The organism is Nocardia panacis (genome assembly GCF_003598715.1).
Lineage (GTDB): Bacteria > Actinomycetota > Actinomycetes > Mycobacteriales > Mycobacteriaceae > Nocardia > Nocardia panacis.
This window is the reverse complement of sequence record NZ_QZFU01000041.1, coordinates 274120-294798: the sequence shown is the minus strand read 5'-3', so window position 1 is coordinate 294798 and position 20679 is coordinate 274120. Positions and strand designations below refer to the sequence as shown.

Genomic DNA, 20679 nt, shown 5'->3' with positions numbered 1-20679 from the left:
GGTGGGTGCACCGTGTACCGCCGCCTCGCCGCAGCCCGCACAGAACGGGCATTTCGTCGTGGTGTCGGTCGAAGCCCAAACCTCCACGGATCTCGAACCGTCGAGGCTGCCCGGTGGGTTCTTTCACCCCGGCAACTACTGGAATGTCGTCGACGCCACCGGCGTTACCCGCGTCCACCCGGATACCGATCCGACCTACCGCTGCACCAAGGCGGATTGGCCGGTCGACCTCACGCCGGGATCGCGGTATCAGTTCCACCTCACATTCGATTCACCCACCCCAACAGGCTTTTTGACGTTCGTACCCACAACCGGCCAGCCCGGGTGGGAATACCCGTTCTGAGCGGGTAACCCGGACACGACAGCATCGCCCCAACCGCGAAACCGGTTGGGGCCATGGTCTTTCGGTGTGTCCGCGCTACAGGTCGTATGCCTGGATAGAATCGACGGCGGGCGAGCGGTATTCGCTCATGAAGAGGGGATAGTTGCCCTCGACAGCGAACCCCCACCGCCGATTCGTCGGTCCGCTGCCGACGATGTTGTTGATATCGGTCCAGGTCAACAGCGCTGCGCCGTTGCGGTAGGCGGTGAATACCTTGCCGACTCGCCGGAATTCGATCAGATCGCCCGCGGCGATGTTGGTCACGGTCGACGCCTGCACCGTTTGGCCGGTCTGATCGGTGGTGACGCCTGAGCTCGGTGGTAGCCCGGACTGGGTCACGATGCCGCATCCGCTGCCGGTGCTGACCACCAGGTAGCACATGACCCCGGCACCGAACGCATCGGCGACAGCGAGCACGATCGCGGTGAAGTTGTCCGTCGCCGAATTCCCCACAGGCGCAATGAGCTGCGCCTTCACGGCGTAGTTGTCGCTGCCGAATCGACCGGCCGCAGCGCCGCCGCCCTGGTAGCTCGCCCAGCATCCCGCGCGGCCGTCGCCGCGGTTCATCGTCTTCATCTGTGCGCGGTTGGTGGCGATCCTCGGTGCCCCGTTACGGTCGATACGCCAGTCCGTGCCGAGCGAGACATCGTCGGCCCGGTCGAACGAGTCGGCCCAGCGGTAGCCGACCGTCACGGCGGCCGAGGTTGTACCGCCGCCGGTCGCGGGTGCGGAACTCGTTGCCGTGCGCGCAATCACCACCGATGCGGTGCCGTCGCCGTTCGCGGCGGCGGGGATGGGTGCGCCGGGCGTGATGGTCGCGGTGCCTGCGCCCATCGCGGTTTCGGTTGCCTTGACCGCGGCGTGCTCCGAAGCCGCCTGAACTACGTCAACTTCACCCGCGCCGCGAAGAACCGGACCAACCCCGGCGCAACCCGATTCACCACATACTGCACCCGCGCCTCCGGCGTCACCGGCACAATCCCACGATCCCGCTCGACCGCACGCACGATCTGCTCGGCCACCTTCTCCGGGCCGTACCCACGCCTGCGGTAGAGCCCGTCATAACGCTGCTGCTTGCGGCGTTCATCCTCGGCATCGAGACCCGAGAAACGGGTATTGGCAACAATATTGGTGTGGACTATTCCGGGGCAGATGGTGTGGACGGAGATGGCGCTGCCCGCGAGTTCGGCGCGCAGGCAGTCGGAGAACATGAAGACCGCCGACTTCGAGGTGGCGTAGGCGCTGAATCCACGCTGCGGGCTGTAGGCGGCCATACTCGACAGGTTGACGATATGTCCGCCGAGTCCGCGATCGGCCATGGCCTTGCCGAAGGTGCGGCAGCCGTTGAGTACGCCGCCCAGGTTGACGCGCAGGACGCGATCGAATTCCGTTGCGGGCGTATCGAAGAAGTCGCCCGCCTGCCCGATGCCCGCATTGTTGATCAGAATGTCGGGCACGCCGTGCGCGGCCAGGACCGCGTCGGCGTGCTCGGCCACCTCGTTCGCGTCCGAGACGTCGAGCGAATAGGCATGCCCCACACCACCTTCGGCGGCGATCAGCTCGACGGTGTCCTTCGCGCCGAGCACATCGAGATCGGAGACGACCACTTCGGCGCCGCGCCGGGCGAAGGCGAGCGCGGTCTCGCGGCCGATACCGCTGGCGCCGCCGGTGATCACCACCAGTTGATCCTCGAAAGCTTTGCGCGCACGTCCGACTTCGGCGCGACGCAGTGCGCGGGGGGACGGTTCGCCGCCGAGCGCATCGGCCAGTTCGATGGCCGAAGTGGCGAGCAGTTCCGGATGGGAGAACGGAACCCAGTGTCCCGCAGCGACATTGCGCCGCCACAGGCGCGAGGTCCACTTGGGCTCGTCGTCGTAGCCCGCGGGTCGCACCGCGATATCGCGGCCCGCGACGATCAACTGCACGGGCACCTCGGTGCGGCGTTCGCGGGGCGCGAGCATGCGCTGGACGATATTGGCACGGTAGATCAGCAGACCGTCCACCATGTCGCGTCGGAAGCTGGGTCCCAGTTCGATATTCGAGGGCGCGGTGTCGTTGAGCAGTCCGACGAAGCCGCGCCACAGCCGTTCGGTGCCGATGACGCCGAAGGTGGCGCGCGGCAGGCCGGGGGTCATGAAGAAGAAGGTGTAGGCCGAGGACAGCGCCTGGGTGAACGGCTGCCAGACATTGCGCGGCGTCGGCCGGGCCAGCCTGTCGCGCATCCATTTGGCCAGGTGGTCCAGGTTGGGGCCGGAGACGGAGGTGAACGACGCGACCCGCGTCTCGGCGGCCGGTTCGCACACCGCCTCCCACACCTGCACCGAACCCCAGTCGTGGGCCAGTACATGCACGGGCCGATCCGGGCTGACGGTGTCGATCACCGCGTAGAAGTCCTTGGCCAGTTCTTCCAGCCGGAAGTCCTGTGTGCGGGCGGTTCTGGTGGATTCACCGTGGCCTCGGGTGTCGTAGGTGACCACGTGGAACCGTTTGGTCAGCAGCGGAACCACCCGATCCCACAGATGGTGGGTGTCGGGCCAACCGTGCACCAGCACAATGGTTTCCGCCGTCGGGTCGCCGCTTTCGAAGACGGCGATATCGAACTCGCCGCTGCGCACGGTCCGCCATTTCGCGGGTTGGTTCGTGGCTGTCATCGATCTATCTCCTTGCCTGCGCGATCCGACTGCGGCCGCGGCATCTTCACAGGTCCAGCACGAGTCGTCCACCGGTCGCGCGGGATACGCAGACCAGCATCTCCCCCGCCGCGTGTTCGGCGGGGGTCAGCACGGTTTCGCGATGGTCGGGCTCCCCCGCGAGGACACGCACCTTGCAGGTGCGGCAGAATCCCTGCCTGCACGAATAGGGCCGATCGGGTTTGCTTTCGAGAATCGTGTCGAGCGCGGATCGATTCGCTGCCACCTCGACCACCGTTCCGGTGGAGGCGAATTCGATCTCGAACGGCACGCCGTTGACGACCGGCGGCGGCGAGAAGCGCTCGGAATGCAGCTCCACGCCGGGCATTTCATTGATCGCGGCGGCGATCGTCGTGGTCATCGGCACCGGGCCGCAGCAGTATACGGCGGTATCGGCCGTGACACCGGGCAGCAGCGCGGCGGCGTCGGGCAGGCCGTGCTCGTCATCGGTGCGAACTCGCACACGACCGCCGAAGCTTTCGACTTCGTCGAGGAATGGGATGGTGTCGCGGGCACGGCCGGTGTAGACCATGGACCAGTCGACGCCCAGTCGATGCGCCAGTCGCATCATCGGCAGGATCGGGGTGATGCCGATCCCGCCTGCCACGAAATGCAAACGGGCGGCGGGTGATCCGTGCCCTGGCACGGCAAAGGGGAAGGCATTGCGCGGGCCGCGCACCACCACCCGCGTCCCCACCGGGAGCGCGTCGTGTACCTCGATCGAACCGCCGTTGCCATTCGGTATGCGGCGCACCGCGATTCGATAGGCGCGGGTATCGGCCGGATCGCCGCAGAGCGAATACTGGCGCAGCAATCCGGAGGGCAGTTCGATATCGAGGTGCGCGCCGGGCCACCAGCGCGGCAGCTCCCGACCGCCCGGCGCTCGCAGCAGCAGGCTCACCACATCCTGATCGTGTGCTTCGACGCGGCGTTCGGTGACCACCACCTCGATGCGGCGGTCGTCGACCTTCGGCCTCAGGTCGCGACGGTTGACGACCGCGGTCCAGCGCACTCGGGCCGAGGCTACCGCGTCGAGCACCTGGATGGCCCGGTCGCGGTCGCGTTTGCCGAACAGGTCGGCGGGTAGGTGTGCCGGAACCTCTCTCACGAGGCCACCGCGCGCGCCGCCGGGGACTGGGCCAGGTAAGCCACGGCCTGGGCGGTCGAGCCGACCGATTCCGGGGTGTAGCCGGGCTTGAAGGTGGACAGCGCACTGCGCAGCAGTGATGGCACACCGGGCAGCGCGCCGCGCCACATCGAGCCGAAGATGCGCAGGACCAGGCGCGGGTAACCCATATTCGGGAGTGTGGCGTCCTGGTGCACCAGGAATTTCGCGCCGCGACCGATGAGGATCAGGAAGATCGGGAAGGTCACCGTCATGACCGCCGCCCGGCGCAGGTAGCCCACGTCGAAGTAGGACGCGACATCGTGCGCCACGTGACGATGCTCGACCTCCTCGGCGCCATGCCAGCGGAACAGATCGGCCACCCCGGGATCGGCATCGAACTTCTCGAGGTCGGCATTGAGCACCCAGTCGCCGAGGTAGGCGAAGAAGTGTTCGAGCGCGGCGATGAAGGCCAGCCGCTCGACGAGCATCTGTCGACCGGCGACGGTCTCATCGCCGCGCGAGCCGAGGGTGTTGCGGAACAGGTATTCCGCTTGGCGCACATAGGGTTCCGGGTCGATGCCGTGCACGGCCAGCACCTCGTTGAGCACCTTGTCGTGCGTTTCGGCGTGCATGGACTCCTGGCCGATGAAGCCGAGCATGGCCTCGCGCAGCTTGTCGTCCTTCACATACGGCAGCGCCTCGGAATAGGTGGCGCAGAACATCCGCTCGCCCTCGGGCAGTAGCAGATTGAGCGCGTTGATCACGTGCGAGCCGATCGGCTCCGTTGGCATCCACCGCAGCGGGGTGTCGGTCCAGTCGAATCGCACATTGCGGGCATGCAGCGCGACCTCACCCGGATCGATCTCCGGTCGCCGGTGCCGGCGAAGTAGCTTCATCGGTACTCCTCGATGTTCACCGTGTGCGGCGGCACGATCGCGATCGTGCCGCCGCACACGTTTCCTGCATGGCCGTAGCAAGAATCATACACATACATGCAACGTTGAGTTACATACACAGTCACCGACCTGTTCACACCCCGAAAAGCCTTAGGGGAGTTGAGGATTCCGCCGTTGACAGCATCCGAATACCTCCTTTGGTAGCCGATAACTAGAACGAGTTCTAGTAGTCTCTCGCTATGGAACGATTGACCGGATTGGATGCGAGCTTTCTCTACCTGGAGACCGGAACCCAGCATCTACACGTGTGCGCACTGCTGATTCTGGAACCGACCCCCGACCAATACTCATTCGACGGATTCAAGGCCGAACTGGCCCGGCGCCTGCCACTCGTTCCGCAGATGCGGCGGCGCGTGCACGAGGTGCCATTTCACCTGGACCACCCGGTATGGGCGGATGATCCGAATTTCGACCTGGACTACCACGTGCAGCGGGCCGGCCTGCCGAGCCCCTGCGGGGAGGCCGAATTGGCCGAATTGGTCGGCGAAATCGCGAGCAGACCCATGGACCGCGACCGCCCGCTGTGGGAGATGACCGTGGTCGAGGGCCTCGACGCGGGCAAGGTCGCGGTGATCTGCAAATACCATCACGCCGCGGTGGACGGCATCACCGGAACCAACATGATGATGCATCTCTGCGATCTGACCCCCCGCGATCCGGTCGGCGAATCACCCACGGACAGCAGCGAACTCGCCTCCGCTCCGAGCGAGCCCGAACCGAATGATTGGAAGCTGCTCGCCGAGGCCATCACGCACTTCCCGGCCAGGGCGGGTCTGGTCGGCATGGTTCCCAGAACTCTCGGCATCATGGCGAGCGCGGCGCAGCGACGACGAAACAATATGGCGGGCATGGCTGTTCCGTTCACCGCGCCGCGCACACCGTTCAACCGCGCCATCTCGGCACGGCGCTCGGTGGCATTCACCGGGGTGGATCTGGCCGATATCAAGCGGATCAAAACGGCCTTCGAGGTCAAGGTCAACGATGTGGTGCTGACGGTGGTGGCCGGTGTGCTGCGCACCTACCTCGACAAACACGGCCACCTACCCGAGACCTCGCTCATCGCCTCGGTCCCGGTCTCGGTGCACGAATCCACCAGGCACACTTCGGGTATCAACAAGGTATCCACGCTCTTCTCCCGACTCGGCACCGATATCGCCGATCCGGTCGAACGGCTGCGGCTGGTGGCCGCGGCCAATCGCGGCGCCAAGTCCGAACACGATCTGATCGGCGCCGACTTCTTGCAGGACTGGTCGAAATACGCCCCGCCCAACACCTTTCGGCTCGCCTCCCGCATTTACTCGGCGCTGAAGCTGTGCGAGCATCATCCGGTCGTGCACAACCTGGTGGTGTCGAATGTGCCGGGTCCTGCGGTGCCGCTGTATTTCCTCGGCCTGCCGATCGATGCGATGTACCCGTTCGGCCCCGTCTTCCACGGCGCGGGTTTGACGGTGACGGTGCTGTCCAACAATGGCGATCTCGACTTCGGCTTCATCGCCTGCCGGGATCTGGTGCCCGATATCGAGGAGCTGGGCGCGGCGGTGCCCGAGGCTGTCGATGAACTACTCAGCGCGGCACGACAATTGGCCTCGCCCCAGGGAGCGAGATGATTTCGCCGACCTGCCCGCCACCTCGTCGCAGGCGCGCACCAGCACCGGAACGAAGCGGTCGGCGCGCAGGACACATGCCGTGTGGCCCGCGTTCACGAGATGGATCGCGGCATCGGGAATCATCGTGGCCATCTCCAGTTGCCTGCGCACCGGAATGGCGTGATCACGGGTGGTGATCACCACGGCTGTCGGATGGGCAATCTCGGGAAGCCAAGCGGTGGCGTCGAATTCACCGATGTCGGCAATGGCCATGGCAGAGGACCAACCGCTGGTGCTCCGGAGTTCACGCAGTGCCCAGCGTGTGAATTCGCCCGAGGCGCTTTGGGATACGGGATGGGTGCGCAGTCGATCGTGATGCGCGGTCGCCGCGCGTTCGGCGCAGGGACGCACGGATTCGGCGAATGCGCCGTACGTCCGGTGAAAGGCGCGCTCGCGCAGGGTTTCCCGGAATCGGTACGGCGTCGCGCAGAGCACGAGTCCGCGCATCCGATTCGGATGGCGCCGCGCGGCGAGCAGGGTCACCGCACCGCCGAGGGAGTATCCGGCGCACAGTGCCGACTCCAGTCCGAGTGCGTCGAGCACCGCTGGGATGTCATCGGCACAGTCGACAACACGAAAGCTGCCCGCGCGAATTCCGCGACCGTGCCAGCGCTGATCGAACAGCAGCACACGGAAGCGTTCCGACAGCGCTGTCAGCGCGGGAAACCAGTTGAGTCGGGCCGTGCACGCCACACCGTGCAGCAAAATCAATGCGGGCGCGCCGGGCGGGCCGGGGATGTCCACAAGATATGTTGTGCCACGATTGGGCAGGTCGATCATCCGCCCGGCGGGCACCGCGCCCTCCGGCACACCGAATCGGGTGCGCAGCCGCGTCATTGCCACTCCATCGCCGATAACTAGAACTCGTTCTATGGTGATGGTAGTCCGTCCGGAACCCGAGCGTCGTTGGCCCATCGGGCGATTCGGCCGGGAAAATACCCGATGACCAGCGATGGAGGAGTCCGGATGGGACGTTTGACCGGCAAGGTCGCCTTGATCAGCGGTGCGGCGCGCGGCATGGGCGCGGCACACGCGCGAGCCATGGTGGCCGAGGGTGCGCGGGTGATCCTCGGCGACGTACTCGATGCCGAGGGCGCCGCCGTGGCCGCCGAACTCGGCGACGCGGCGAGCTACGTCCCGCTCGACGTGCGCGATCCGGCGCAGTGGCAGGCCGCCGCCGACGCGGCGGTCGAGCGATTCGGCGGGCTGAATATCCTGGTCAACAATGCGGGCATCGCCAATGGCGATCTACTGGTCGACTTCGCACTGTCCGAATGGCAGCGGATCATCGATATCAATCTCACCGGGACCTTCCTCGGAATGCAGGCCGCAGGACGCGCCATGATCGCGGCGGGCGCGGGCGGTTCGATCATCAATATCTCCTCGGTGGAGGGATTGCGCGGCAGCGCAGGCCTGCACGGCTACACCGCCACCAAATTCGCGGTGCGCGGACTCACCAAATCCACCGCACTCGAGTTGGCGCAGTACCGAATTCGGGTCAACTCCGTCCACCCCGGGCTGATCACCACGCCGATGACCGAAGCCATTCCGGCCGCAATGCTGCAGATCCCGCTGGGCCGCGCCGCCGATCCGAGCGAGGTCTCCGCACTGGTCGTCTATCTCGCGAGCGACGAATCCTCGTACTCGACCGGCGCGGAATTCGTGGTGGACGGCGGGCTCACGGTGGGCATCCCGCACACAGCATCTTCCTGAGCGCGCCATAGTCGGCGCGGCGAACCGCGCTCCGGCCCCGAATACCCTAGGGTGTTCGCCATTGAGCACCGACCGATCGGTATTCGGGGCCGACGGCGTAATTCGTCCCCATCTCGCACATCTTTCGTGAACCGCCACCGCTCATGCTCGAGTACGCCGCGTGCGGCCGCACCTCGGAATTCGAGCGCGGCCGACCGCCCGGTGGGCACGCATTCCGGCCGCACCGGGAGATCGATCCGCACGAATCGTGGCCCGCCCGCGCGGGCTGAGATGAATTCTCCGCGAAGTCGGCGTGTCGCGTGCCAATGAATTGCCAACCGGCACCAAGAATTCCACGCGGCAACAGGACAGCTACCGACAGGTCGAAGACGAGGAGGCGGAACCGTTGAGGTCGACGATCGCGCGCATCGGGGCGAATGCGGCGAAAATTCTCGCGATAATGGGCGCCGCGGCGGCACTGGTGACCGGAATGTCCGCCAGTGCGGTCGCCCAACCGCTGTATCCCGCACCGGATCCCGATCCGTTCTATGCCGCACCACCGGATCTGCCCGCGCTGCAGCCCGGTGATGTCATCGCCGTTCGACCCATGCCACCGCTGCTCGCCTTTCCGAGCTCCACGGTCACCATGGTGAAGTTCCGCTCCACCAATTCCACCGGCGAGCCCATTGCCGCGACTACGACGGTGCTCACTCCGAACAATCACGCGCCGGATGGGCCGCTGCTGTCGTATCAGCACATCATCAACGGACTCGGCACCCAGTGCGCGGTATCACGGGTGCTCTACTCCGGCGATCCGAATCTGCAAGTGCGCGAGGCGCCCGCGCTGAACGCGCTGCTGCTGCGCGGCTGGTCGGTCGCGCTACCGGATCATCTCGGCCCGACCAGCGCCTACGGTGCGGCCAAATTGGGCGGCCAGATCACCCTCGACGGCTTGCGCGCGGTCCGTCGCGTCGGCGAACTCGCTCTCGGGAACAGCCGTATGGCCTTGCTCGGGTATTCCGGCGGCGGTATGGCCACTTCCTGGGCGGCGGCCCTGGCACCCGGCTATGCCCCGGAATTGCCGATCGTCGGCGCGGCCGAGGGCGGTGTCCCGATGAATCTGGTGAAAATGGTGGAGGGTCTCGGCTACAGCCGGCATCCGGTATTCGGACTCGCCATGGCCGCCGCTATCGGACTCGAGCGCGAATATCCCAACCAACTCCCGATCAGCGAACACCTCAACGGGCTCGGCATCAAGCTGCGCGATCAGATCGCCAACGGATGCACCAATGAGATTCTGGTCCGCGGAGCCGGACACAGCGTCATGGACGTCGCCAACGAGACCTCGCTGGCGCAGGATCCGCGCGCGCGAGCGGTGCTCGAGGAGAACAGCCTCGAATTGTTCGACGGTGTGCCGAGGGTCCCGATCTACGAATGGCGCTCCCGCGACGACGCTCTCATTCCGACCGACGCCATCGACAACACCGTGCGCCGCTACTGCACGGCGGGCACACCGGTGCAGGCCGACCAGTATCCCAGCCCGGATCATTTGACGACCGCGGTTCTCGGCACACCCATCGCCGTCGCGTGGATCGATGCGCGTTTCCGCGGCGAACCCGCACCCAGCAACTGCTGACGAAAGTGTGACGGCCGGGCCATGACTCGAGATTGCGTAGTGTCGACGAACCAGAATCACCCCATGTGGATTCCTCGAACCGTGCGGATGGACGATCGCTGATGCGGGTACTGCTGACCGGCGCGGCCGGCTTCATCGGGTCCAGCGTGCACCGGGCGTTGTCGGCGGCCGGACACGAGGTGACGGCTCTGGACGCGATGCTGCCCACCGCCCATGGTCCCGACGCGGAACCGCCGATCGGGGTACTGCGCCGCGATATTCGTGATGCCGCCGCCATCGAGCCGCTACTGGACGGCATCGATGTGGTGTGCCATCAGGCGGCGGTGGTCGGAGCCGGGGTGAGTGTGGGCGACGCCCCGGCCTACGCCGGTCACAACGATCTCGGCACCGCCGTGCTACTGGCCGCCATGGATCGGGCGGGTTGCCGCAGGCTGGTGCTGGCCTCGTCGATGGTCGTCTACGGCGAGGGGCGCTACATCGATGTCGGGGGCGCCGCGGTCGAGGTCGGAATCCGGCGCGCGACCGACCTCGCCGCAGGCAATTTCGAGCACCGCTCTCCGGCTACCGACGCACCGCTCGGTTGGGCTCCGGTCACCGAATCGGCCCCGCTGCGTCCACGCAGCCTCTACGCGGCCAGCAAGGTGGCGCAGGAGCACTACGCCGCCGCTTGGGCGGCGGCTACCGGTTCGAGCGTCACCGCGTTGCGCTACCACAATGTGTACGGTCCCGAAATGCCCAGGGATACACCGTATTCCGGCGTGGCCGCCATCTTCCGCTCCGCCCTGGAGCTGGGACGCGCACCCGAGGTCTACGAAGATGGCCGCCAGGCAAGGGATTTCATCCACGTCACCGATATCGCCGCCGCCAATCTCGCGGCGATCGAACGGCCGCTTCCCGGATTCGCGCCTTTGAATATCGCCTCGGGCCAACCCATCACCATCGGGGAGGTCGCTGCCGCGCTGGCGGCGGCACGAGGCGGACCGGAACCGGTGCTGAGCGGGCGACACCGCGCGGGCGACGTCCGGCACATCGTCGCGAGCCCGGACCGGGCGCGCTCGGTCCTCGGATTCGCGGCCCGCGTCTCCCCGACCGCGGGCCTGGCCGAATTCGCCTTCGCACCACTGCGATCGGCCCTCGGGTGCGGATGATCAGTCTGCCAAGGGCAGGCGGATCTCGAAGCGGCAGCCTGTCGGGCGGTTCTCGGCGGTGATGGCGCCGTCGTGGGCGGCGATCAGACCTGCGGCGATCGCCAAGCCCATGCCGCTGCCCGAAGGAAGGCCGTTGGCGGAGATCGGGGAGCGGGCGGCGGTGCCCCGGTAGGCGATCTCGAAGATGCGAGGCAGGTCGAGGATCGGGATGCCGGGGCCGGAGTCGTCCACTGTGGCCCAGGCGTGGGAATCGGTGCGGCCCGCGCAGAGTTCTATGCGACCGGCGGGTGGGGTGTGGGCGATGGCATTGGAGACCAGGTTGGTGAGAACCCGGACCAGGGCGCGGTCGTCGGCGGTGACCATGATTCGGGTGTCGGGTTGCCGGGCGCGCAGGTCGATGCCGGTGCGGGCGGCGGTGGGGCGGTGGGCGGCGAGGACCTCGTCGAGAAGTTCGCGCAGGTCGACCGGTTCCAGGCGCAGACGCAGCGCGCCCGCATTGATCTTCGACATCTCGAACAGGTCATCGACCATATCGGAGAGATGGTCGGTCTCGCTGACGATGCGATCGGCGTAGCGGCCCACATCGCCGCCCACGACCACGCCATCCGAGAGGGCCTCGGCCATGGCCTTGATTCCGGCCAGCGGAGTCCGCAGGTCGTGACTCACCCAGGCGACCAGCTCGCGACGCGACTGTTCGGCAGCGCGCTCCTGTTCGCGGATCTGCTTCTCCCACACGGTCTTCCGTGCCTGCTGCCGCCCGAGCAGCACCGCTGCGGGCAGGGTGACGGCGGCGACCACGGCCAGCACGATCAGCGTGCGCTCGAGTTCGTCGGTGAACATCAGCCCGCCCACCACGATCATCCCGACCAGGGCGGACAGGATCGGAATCAGCACCAGCACCGCCATGCTCAGCACCAGGGACCGATTCCTGGTGGCGCGCAACAGCAGCGCGCCCACAATGACCACCGGCACCGAACCCGCCAGCGTATAGGCGATCAAATCCACTGAGTGCCCGAACATTTCACGAATCCCCGCCGCTGCGGTCCCAGGCATATCGCCGGCCCCAGACGGTCTCGATGCGGTGAAACCCGCCGAGCTTGGCCCGCAGGCGTTTTATATGCACGGTGACCGTCGAAAGGTCGCCGAAATCCCAACCCCACACCTGTGCCAACAATTCCTCGCGACCGAAGACCCGACGCGGATTGCGCAAAAGGAAGGCGAGCAGATCGAATTCGCGCGGCGTCAGCTCGACGGGCCGTCCGTCGAGGAAGGCGAGCCGCTCGACCGGACGCACCTCGACCGGTCCGCACCGCAGCGTGGGCAGCTCGACTTCCTGCGGCCGGACGCGGCGCAGCACCGAGGACACCCGCAGCGCCAGCTCGCGCGGGCTGAACGGTTTGGTGACATAGTCGTCCGCGCCCGCCTCGAGGCCGATGACACGATCGTCCTCATCACCCAGCGCGGTGAGCAGGATGATCGGGGTATCGGGGCGGGGGCCCGAACGCACCGCGCGGCAGAGTTCGACACCGTCCGGGGCGGGCATCATCACATCGAGGATCACCAGTTCGACAGCCGGGCCGAGTGCCGCGAGCGCGGCCGAAGTGGTCGCGCCGTCACCGGTTTCGAGCACGGTGCGACCATCTCGCTCGAGGTAGCGGCGCACCACTTCGCGCACCACGGGATCGTCGTCGGCGATAACAATGGTCATGGGACGCTTACCAATTCGTGAGCAGCAGGTGGACTAGGGCGAGTGCGCCCACCGCCTGGACCGCGAGCCAGGCTCGCGCGGCGCGGCGGGGCAGGAAGCCCGCGGCGACGATAATCCAGACGGTGAAAGGCAGCCAGATCCGTTCGGTCTCCGCCTTGCTCAGGCCGCTGGCATCGGCGACCAGAATGGCGACCAGGCAGCCTGCGACCAGCAGGGCGGCCGGGTCCAACGCGCGCAACATCTTCGGTGACAGTGCGCGCGGCACCCCGCCGATCGCGGCCGCTCCGACCGCGCAGACAGCGGCCGCCAGGTTGCCCCACCACCAATACGAGAACGGGCGCTCGCTGGCGATGCCCTGGTAATACCGCTGCACCACAAGGTGATAGCCGTCGAGCCACCAGAATCCCGCCATGGTGAACACCGCCGCGACCGCCAGCGCGCCCGCGAGCATCGGCAGCAGGGGCCACACCGCCCGACGCGCGCACAGCAGGATCAGCGCCGGAATCGCCATCAGAATCAGACCGTAGTTCAGATAGACGCCGAGCCCGAAAAGCACACCCGCACCCACTGCCGTTGTGCCCCACGCCGATTCGCGGGTCGCACGGGCCAGCAGCGCGAGCGCCCAAGCGGTGACCCCGGCGAAGACGGCATCCGCCGAGACCGCGATCCAGATGGCGGCGGGGGCGAGCACCAGGTAGGGCAGTGCGGCGCGCGCCCGATGCTCGACACCGAGCGCGTGCAATGCCACGAGTATCGCGGGTACGACCGAGCAGCCGAGAAACATACAGGCCGCACCCGCCCACGCTCCGCCACCCGGGCCGACACGATCCAGCAGGACGAAGAACAGGAGCGCACCGGGCGGGTGGCCGGAGACATGGGTGGTCCACGAATCGGGTTGAAAGTCGAGAATCCGCCCGGAGAAACCGCGCAGCATGGCCGGAATGTCGGTGACACCGCCGACCTCGCGCAGATATTCATTGCGATCCAACAGCCGACCGACGAAGCCGCGCTGCCAACCGTCGACCATGGCGAGGGCGAACGTCCACCCGAGCGACGTCACATACGCCAGGCCAGGCAGACGCGACCAAGGTTGTCGCGCCGCGAATTCGGGGCCGTACCGCACGACGAGCACCGCGATCAGGATCGCAGGCCCCGTCCCCCATCCGATATGCGGCAGCCAGATGCCGAAGATCGGCGCGGACCCCGCGTACAGGGTGCGACGGAACTCCTCGCCCGCCAAGCGCGGCACCGCGAAGGCCACCGCGACCAGCACGGCGGCGGAGGCGGCGGCGAGCAGGTCCATGCGGAGCCGGGCCGGGGTTCGGGTGCTGAGCTGCACGAAAGTCACCATAGGCCGGTGCCCGCCGATATCGGCGGCGCTTCGGAGGACGTCAGCGTTTCGTCACCGTTTTTCGAGGTGGATCCGGTCCACCGGGGCCTACGGTCGAACCCGTGACCGATATCGAGAAGCTCCAGCACGGGGTGACGGTGGTGATCCCGTGCCGCGATGAGGCCGAGGCGCTGCCGGGTGTGCTCGCGGCCATTCCCGCCGACTACCGGGCGCTGGTGGTCGACAACGGATCGACGGATGCGACGGCGGCGGTGGCGCGACGCGCGGGCGCCCGCGTGGTCGTCGAGCCGCGGCCCGGCTACGGATCGGCCGTGCAGGCCGGAATAGATGCCGCCGATACCGAATTGGTCGCCGTACTCGATGGCGACGGGTCCATGAACCCGGCCGACCTGCCGGGGCTGGTCGCCTTGGTGCGCGGCGGCGCGGACCTCGCCGTCGGACGACGGCACGCGATCCGACGCGGCGTCTGGCCGTGGCACGCCCGACTCGGCAATCGACTGCTGGCCCGGCGGCTGCGGCGGCGCTACGGGATTCCCGTGCACGATATCGGGGCCATGCGGGTGGCGCGGCGCACGGCGCTGCTGTCCTTGGGACCGATGCACGACCGGTGCGGGTATCCGCTGGAGCTGCTGATTCGCGCGGGCCGGGCACGATGGGACGTCATCGAGCGGGACATCAGCTATGGACCGCGCGCGGGCGGCACATCCAAGGTCTCCGGTTCCTGGCGCGGCTCAGTGCGCGCGGTCCGCGACTTCTGGTCGGTGCTGCGATGACGACCCTGCTGGTGCTGGCCAAGGCCCCGATTCCCGGATTCGCCAAAACTCGGCTGACCCCGCCGCTGTCCCCGAACGAAGCGGCGACAGTGGCGGCGGCGGCACTGCTCGACACCCTGGACGCGGTCCGGCACACCGCCGCCGACCACCGCGTCCTCGCCTGGACCGGTGACCTCGCCGACGCCTGCCGCGCCGACGAATTGTCCAGGTCGCTGGCCGATTTCGCGCTGGTCCCGCAGCGCGGTCGCACCTTCGGCGAGCGCCTGGCCAATGCCCATGCCGACGCCGCCGCCTTCGGCACTCCGGTACTCCAAATCGGCATGGACACTCCGCAACTCACCCCCGAGGACCTGACGACCGCCGCCGACCTGCTGACCGACGCCGCCGATGCCGTCCTCGGCCCCGCCGCCGACGGCGGCTGGTGGGCACTCGGCCTGGCCACCCCACAACCCGCCCGCGCCCTGATCACCGTCCCCATGTCCACCCCGAACACCGGCGCGCTCACCCGAGAAGCCCTCCACACCTGCGGGTTACACATCCATACCCTCCCAACCCACCGCGATGTCGACACCTTCTCCGATGCCGTCCTGGTCGCCGCCCAATCCACCGGCCGCTTCACCACCACCGTCTCGACACTGCGCACCCGACACCTCGCCTTGCGGTGACAACCGCTGGTTCCCGTGCCGCGGACCAACGCCGATGTCCGCGCACCTATGCGCTGCCGCGATCGCACCGCCCCTCGGCAACTCCGCGCCCTGCGCTGACGATTTACCCGGCGCTCCATGGTGGGTCGGACGTGGCAGACTCGGGGCATGGTGGGGTCACCGATGATCGAATGCGCCGGACGGGCGCGCACGCAGGAACTGGCGAAGCGGCGAGCGGGATTGTTGGCGGCGGCGCTCACCGAGGCGGGAGTCGGCAATGGCGAGCGGGTTGCGATCCTGCTGCGCAATGACATCGAGTTCCTGGAGATTTCGCTCGCGGTCGCGGCGTGCGGGGCCAATCCGGTGCCGATCAATACGCGGTGGCAGGTGCCGGAGATCGAGCATGTGTTGCGGGACAGTGGGATCCGCGCGGTATTGACGCATACCGAATTCGTCGACCGGGTCGAGGAGGCGGTGCGGCGAGCCGGGATCGCGGCGCTGATTGTCGAGGTCGCCATGCCGAGTGAGCTTTTGGATGAGGCTCGGTTGCCGCAGTCGCTCGCCGAGCCGACGGGACGCCACCTACTCCTGGAGGAATGGCTTGCGGTGCAACGAGATCCGCTCGGGCACCGGGATGGCGCGGTCGCGGATTCAATGGGGCTGATCTACACCTCCGGCACCACTGGAAGGCCGAAAGGTGTACTGCGCGAACGGATGACGGCCGAGCAGTTGCTGTCCATCGCAGGGGCGACCGCCCAGCGCATGGGCCTGACTCCGGACGCACGGATCCTCGTGGCCGGACCCCTCTACCACACCAGCCCGAATGCCGTTGCGGTGCTTGCCCTTCGGATGGGCGCGGAGATCACCATCATGCCGCGCTGGGATGCCGAGCGCTTCCTTGAACTGGTGCAGCGGCAACGCATCACCCAGGCGAAAGTGGTCCCCACCATGCTTTCGCGGCTGCTCTCACTGCCCGCCGAGGTGCGCGAGCGCTACGACGTGAGCAGCCTGACCCATCTGATCCACTCGGCGGCGCCGTGCCCGCCCGCGATCAAGCGGGCCGCCATCGCCTGGTTCGGCTCGGCGCTGACCGAGTTCTACGGGTGCAGCGAGGCGGGCAGCATCACCTGGATCAGTGCCATGGAGTGGTCGACTCATCCCGGCAGTGTCGGACGCGGCGCCGATGGGTCGGCCGCGGTCGTGGCGAGCGCGGACGGAATCATCTTGCCTGCCGGTACGATCGGCACGGTGTTCGTGCGCGGGGCCGACTATTGGCCGCGTTTCACCTATCTGAACGAGACGGAAAAGCCCAGTCCGATACCGGGATTCATCACCGTCGGCGATACCGGATATCTCGATGCCGACGGATACCTCTATCTGACGGGACGCTGCGGCGAGATCATCATCGCGGGCGGGGTGAATATCTATCCCGCCGAGATCGAGGCCGCCATCGGTGCGCTGGACGAGGTGGAGGATGTCGCCGTCTTCGGGATCCCGCATTCCGGAGATCTCGGGGAAGCCGTTGCCGCGCATATTGTTCTGCGTCCGGGTGCCGAACTGTCCGCCGCCACGATCCGAGCGCGGCTCGGCAGTCTCATCGCCGACTACAAGATTCCCCGCGAGATTCGCCTCGTCGACGAACTCCCCCGCGACGACTCCGGCAAGGTGTACAAACGGCAACTGCGCGATCTGTACTGATGGCAGGGCCTGGATCACGGCAGCGGATCGACATCCGCGCTCGGTAGCAGGCTGATGAGGAATTCGGCGCGGTCGGTGGCGATGGGCCACCCTCGAGATACCCCCTCGATCGCGGCATGCGCCGCCGATAGGTGACCTGCCCGCTGCTCGACCGCGTCGGCCAGCAGCGCACCGCATCGGGCCGCCACCGCCTCATCCAGATCGGCTATCACCGTATTGGGCAGTGACAGCAGGACTTCCAGGATATCCGCGCTCGCCGGGGGCACCCGCGCTCTGGCCTCGTCCAAAACGGCGGCAGGCACCACCAGCACGCCGTGGGTGATCACCGTTCCCCACACCACCGACTCCGGATACGGTCTACGTCTGCACGCGCCGATCAACGCGGCGACATCCAGCACATAACCACCGACGGCGGCGCAGTTCACACGACCTCATCGCGCAACGCATCCGACCCCGGCAACCCCCCGACCGCCACCTTCGCCAACCCGGCCATATCCGCAGCCTATCGCATGTGAAACAAACCGTCCGCCCCATACCCCCGTATGAGTGGCGGACGGATTCGCTTGCCCCTCAAGGCAATCCCACAGCTACCTCCACCCCGAAAAGCGGGGGCCATTCGGACCCCCGCTTCGGTTCACTTGGCGCGCTGCGGCTCCGGGCATTTGCCGGTCTGCTCGCCGATACTGTTGATCTCGGCGTTCGAGCGCGGATCGCCCACGTAGTTGATCTTTTCGGTGCACTTCGCATTGGGCGCCGCGCTGGGCACCGGATTGCGCGGCTCGTCGCCCGCACCGGGCGCCGTCGTGGTCGGACTCGGCGCGGCCGGAGAGGTGGTGATCTGCCCCGGCTGTGCACCGGGATCACCGGGAGCCGTCGTTATCTGACCGGGCTGCGGACCGGGATCGCCGGGGGGCGTGGTGATCTGACCGGGCTGCGGACCGGAATCGCCAGGAGCCGTCGTGATCTGACCGGGCTGCGGGGCATCGACCGGCGCCGGATTCGGCTGCTGGTTACCGGGATTCGGGGCCTGCGCACCGGGATTCGACGTGGCCGTCGCACCGTGGGTCGCTGTCGCGGTGACGGCCACCTTCGCGGTGGTGGTCGGCTTGGTGCCGGAGTCGTTCGAGTCCTGGCATCCGGTCAGCAATGCCACCACCGGTCCCAGGGTCATGATCATCGTTGCCGCCGCCGTACGCAGGCGCGGACGCTCGAGCGTCTTTGTCATCCGGAAAACTCCTCCTTCTAACATCTCTCGCCACTCCGCCACCGGTTGTCACGGAATTCGATGGGGCCGTTACCGATCAACGAGCACCACGAACTATGGCACCGGCTATAGCACCGCTATAGCCGTGAGTGGGAAGGGATTACCGATATTCGGCGCGCGAGGTCAAGCGAGGTAGGCGGTGATTCCCGCCGCGATAGCGGTCGCGAGACGGGTACGCCCCTCCGGTGATTCGAGCAGCGCGGCATCGCCGGAATCGCGCATATTGCCGCATTCGATCAGCGCCGTGGGCCGCTCGGACAGATTCAGCCCCGCCAAGTCCGCGCGCGGATTCAGTCCGCCCGCACCGACATAGGTGGACGGTACGAATCCGGCACCGGACAGCGTGTCACGCAGTGTGCTCGCCAATCTGGTGGACGGTTCGCCTTGGGATTGGTTGAGCGGCGGCGCGGAATAGGCGACATGGAAGCCGTGCGCGCCCGCCGTGTCCGCACCATCGGCGTGGATCGACACCACGGCGGCCGCGACAGCGGCATTCGCGATGGCGGCGCGCTCATCGACGCACGGGCCGATACCCGAGTCATCGGCGCGGGTCAGCACCACGCGCAGGCCGCGCGCGGTGAGCAGATCCCTGACCTGGACCGCGAGCGCCCAGTTGAAAGCGTGCTCGGAATAGCCGTCCCCGGCCGAGGTCCCGGTGGTATTGCACGCCTTGGTTCTTCCGCGACCGTCGGGCACCTGCCGGTTGATCGCCGCCGATCCGCCATTGCCGCCATTGTGTCCCGGATCCAGGACAATGACTCGGCCATCGGCGATCGTCTTGGCGGTCGGGTTGCCATTCACCGGCCCGACCTGTGGCAGGACCGTGCCATTGTTCGACGGCACGGTCGCGGACGACACGCCGGCCCGCGACGAGTCTTCCGCACATCCGCCGAGCAGCAGCGCGCAGCCCGCGAGCGCCGCACCGAACCGCCATCCCGGATGTCCCATCGTTCCACCGTGCCATACCGGACGGCACATTTCATCGCGGCACTTGGTCGGAGTCACCGTGCGCGAGAGTGTGGGCGTTGTCGTGGCGGTCGGGTTCGGCACCGCGGGCGGCGTCGGATCGAAGCCGCTAACGCCCGAGCAGCAGTTCGACGCCGAGAGCACTCGGGTCGAGTTCGGTTGCCGCGCGCCTGCGTATCGCCCAACCGAGCGCAGGCAGCAGCGCTATCCACCCCACTACACCGATCCAACGTTTCACCGCTGCTCCCCCCGCGCCGAAAATTGCTTCTCCCACTGCGATTTCACGCCCGCGAGCATAGTTGCGGCTACCAGCGCCGAATCATGCGACACGCGAACCTCATTGCGCGAACACCAATCCGAATGCCAACGCCACCATGGTCACCGCGATGAGAATGTCCAGAATCCGCCAGGCCATCGGGCGGGCGAACAGCGGCCCGAGCCGCCGCGCCCCGAAGCCGAGACCGGTGAACCACAGCACACTCGAGGCCATGGCGCCGAGGCCGAGGAACCAGCGATCCGCACCCGCATAGGTATTGGCGAAAGATCCGAGCAGCAGCACGGTATCGAGGTAGACGTGCGGATTGAGCCAGGTCAGCGCCAGTGCGGTGGCCACGGTCGCGCCGAGGGCGACGGTGCTGCCGGGTTCGGCGACCAGAGTCGCGCTGCTCAGCGCCCGCCGCGCCGCCAGCAGTCCATAGCAGAACAGGAAGGCCGCTCCGGCGTATCGAATGGCAGTGATCAGAGCGGGTGCGGCGGCCAACGCGGCGCCGAGACCACTGATACCTACGAGGATCAGCACGATATCCGAGATCGCGCACACCGCGACCACCGCGAAAACGTGCTCCCCGCGCAAACCCTGCCGCAGCACGAAGGCGTTCTGCGCGCCGATCGCCACGATCAGCGCGAATCCGAAGCCGAGACCCGACGCGGCCGCGAGCACCGCCGATAACTCCATCGCACCGAGGCTAGGGGCGTAGGTAATCGGCAGACAAACTAAAGATTCTTACCCATCATTAG

21 protein-coding genes are annotated in these 20679 nt (G+C 67.2%); 8 read left to right on the top strand and 13 right to left on the bottom strand.

Features of this window, described 5'->3' with window-relative positions:
* The first annotated feature begins 58 nt into the window (after positions 1–58).
* Positions 59–343: a hypothetical protein gene (locus tag D5S18_RS34615; RefSeq protein WP_147404265.1), complete on the top strand. Its 285-nt coding sequence runs from the start codon at positions 59–61 to the stop codon at positions 341–343.
* Between the two features lie 75 nt (positions 344–418).
* On the opposite strand, the gene D5S18_RS29420 is transcribed toward D5S18_RS34615, so the two are convergent.
* Genes D5S18_RS29420 through D5S18_RS29405 form a run of 4 tightly spaced genes read right to left on the bottom strand, consistent with a single transcriptional unit; the run spans position 419 to position 5076 of the window.
* The gene (locus D5S18_RS29420) at positions 419–1216 is read right to left on the bottom strand and encodes a hypothetical protein (RefSeq protein ID WP_120044356.1); all 798 of its coding nucleotides are present in this window, start codon (positions 1214–1216) and stop codon (positions 419–421) included.
* Between the two features lie 47 nt (positions 1217–1263).
* Positions 1264–3033, bottom strand: a complete 1770-nt coding sequence (locus tag D5S18_RS29415; protein ID WP_120044355.1) for an SDR family oxidoreductase — start codon at positions 3031–3033, stop codon at positions 1264–1266.
* 46 nt (positions 3034–3079) lie between these two features.
* Complete coding sequence (locus D5S18_RS29410; protein ID WP_120044354.1) at positions 3080–4180, bottom strand: PDR/VanB family oxidoreductase; 1101 nt, start codon at positions 4178–4180, stop codon at positions 3080–3082.
* Positions 4177–5076: a metal-dependent hydrolase gene (locus D5S18_RS29405; protein WP_120044353.1), complete on the bottom strand. Its 900-nt coding sequence runs from the start codon at positions 5074–5076 to the stop codon at positions 4177–4179. The genes D5S18_RS29410 and D5S18_RS29405 overlap by 4 nt, the downstream gene beginning before the upstream one ends.
* 239 nt (positions 5077–5315) lie before the next feature.
* Here D5S18_RS29405 and D5S18_RS29400 point away from each other — a divergent pair, with 239 nt between their 5' ends.
* A complete protein-coding gene (locus D5S18_RS29400) occupies positions 5316–6743 on the top strand; it encodes a WS/DGAT/MGAT family O-acyltransferase (RefSeq protein WP_120044352.1) in 1428 nt (475 codons plus the stop codon).
* Here D5S18_RS29400 and D5S18_RS29395 read toward each other — a convergent pair.
* Positions 6696–7619, bottom strand: a complete 924-nt coding sequence (locus tag D5S18_RS29395) for an alpha/beta fold hydrolase (protein ID WP_120044351.1) — start codon at positions 7617–7619, stop codon at positions 6696–6698. The genes D5S18_RS29400 and D5S18_RS29395 overlap by 48 nt on opposite strands.
* Before the next feature lie 129 nt (positions 7620–7748).
* Here D5S18_RS29395 and D5S18_RS29390 point away from each other — a divergent pair, with 129 nt between their 5' ends.
* The 3 genes from D5S18_RS29390 to D5S18_RS29380 all read left to right on the top strand — a co-directional run bounded on the left by D5S18_RS29390 (position 7749) and on the right by D5S18_RS29380 (position 11258).
* Positions 7749–8495, top strand: coding sequence for a glucose 1-dehydrogenase (locus D5S18_RS29390; RefSeq protein WP_120044350.1), 747 nt, complete (start codon positions 7749–7751; stop codon positions 8493–8495).
* Positions 8496–8934: 439 nt separating this feature from the next.
* Positions 8935–10110: a lipase family protein gene (locus tag D5S18_RS29385; protein ID WP_120044531.1), complete on the top strand. Its 1176-nt coding sequence runs from the start codon at positions 8935–8937 to the stop codon at positions 10108–10110.
* A gap of 101 nt (positions 10111–10211) precedes the next feature.
* Positions 10212–11258: an NAD-dependent epimerase/dehydratase family protein gene (locus D5S18_RS29380; RefSeq protein WP_120044530.1), complete on the top strand. Its 1047-nt coding sequence runs from the start codon at positions 10212–10214 to the stop codon at positions 11256–11258.
* Here the strand turns inward: D5S18_RS29380 and D5S18_RS29375 are convergent, their stop codons facing one another.
* Genes D5S18_RS29375 through D5S18_RS29365 form a run of 3 tightly spaced genes read right to left on the bottom strand, consistent with a single transcriptional unit; the run spans position 11259 to position 14269 of the window.
* Positions 11259–12278, bottom strand: coding sequence for a sensor histidine kinase (locus tag D5S18_RS29375; RefSeq protein WP_120044349.1), 1020 nt, complete (start codon positions 12276–12278; stop codon positions 11259–11261). It lies immediately after the preceding gene.
* Between the two features lies 1 nt (position 12279).
* Positions 12280–12966: a response regulator transcription factor gene (locus tag D5S18_RS29370; protein WP_120044348.1), complete on the bottom strand. Its 687-nt coding sequence runs from the start codon at positions 12964–12966 to the stop codon at positions 12280–12282.
* 7 nt (positions 12967–12973) lie between these two features.
* On the bottom strand, positions 12974–14269 hold the full coding sequence (locus tag D5S18_RS29365; RefSeq protein ID WP_439651188.1) for a hypothetical protein: 1296 nt from the start codon (positions 14267–14269) through the stop codon (positions 12974–12976).
* Between the two features lie 149 nt (positions 14270–14418).
* Between D5S18_RS29365 and D5S18_RS29360 the strand changes: the two genes are divergently transcribed.
* The 3 genes from D5S18_RS29360 to D5S18_RS29350 all read left to right on the top strand — a co-directional run bounded on the left by D5S18_RS29360 (position 14419) and on the right by D5S18_RS29350 (position 17432).
* Positions 14419–15090 (top strand): glycosyltransferase family 2 protein, encoded by a 672-nt coding sequence (locus D5S18_RS29360; protein WP_239004072.1) that lies wholly within the window; start codon positions 14419–14421, stop codon positions 15088–15090.
* Entirely contained in the window at positions 15087–15755 is a 669-nt protein-coding gene (locus tag D5S18_RS29355) for a TIGR04282 family arsenosugar biosynthesis glycosyltransferase (RefSeq protein ID WP_120044347.1), read from the top strand. Before D5S18_RS29360 ends, D5S18_RS29355 begins: the two co-directional genes overlap by 4 nt.
* A 147-nt stretch (positions 15756–15902) precedes the next feature.
* The gene (locus tag D5S18_RS29350) at positions 15903–17432 is read left to right on the top strand and encodes an AMP-binding protein (protein WP_120044346.1); all 1530 of its coding nucleotides are present in this window, start codon (positions 15903–15905) and stop codon (positions 17430–17432) included.
* 14 nt (positions 17433–17446) lie between these two features.
* Here the strand turns inward: D5S18_RS29350 and D5S18_RS29345 are convergent, their stop codons facing one another.
* The 5 genes from D5S18_RS29345 to D5S18_RS29330 all read right to left on the bottom strand — a co-directional run bounded on the left by D5S18_RS29345 (position 17447) and on the right by D5S18_RS29330 (position 20617).
* The gene (locus D5S18_RS29345; RefSeq protein ID WP_120044345.1) at positions 17447–17857 is read right to left on the bottom strand and encodes a hypothetical protein; all 411 of its coding nucleotides are present in this window, start codon (positions 17855–17857) and stop codon (positions 17447–17449) included.
* A 209-nt stretch (positions 17858–18066) separates the two neighbouring features.
* Entirely contained in the window at positions 18067–18657 is a 591-nt protein-coding gene (locus D5S18_RS29340) for a hypothetical protein (protein WP_147404263.1), read from the bottom strand.
* Positions 18658–18819: 162 nt separating this feature from the next.
* Positions 18820–19644: an N-acetylmuramoyl-L-alanine amidase gene (locus tag D5S18_RS29335; RefSeq protein ID WP_120044343.1), complete on the bottom strand. Its 825-nt coding sequence runs from the start codon at positions 19642–19644 to the stop codon at positions 18820–18822.
* Between the two features lie 127 nt (positions 19645–19771).
* A complete protein-coding gene (locus tag D5S18_RS36210; protein WP_282434905.1) occupies positions 19772–19900 on the bottom strand; it encodes a hypothetical protein in 129 nt (42 codons plus the stop codon).
* A gap of 99 nt (positions 19901–19999) precedes the next feature.
* Positions 20000–20617 (bottom strand): LysE/ArgO family amino acid transporter, encoded by a 618-nt coding sequence (locus tag D5S18_RS29330; protein ID WP_120044342.1) that lies wholly within the window; start codon positions 20615–20617, stop codon positions 20000–20002.
* Positions 20618–20679: the final 62 nt, after the last annotated feature.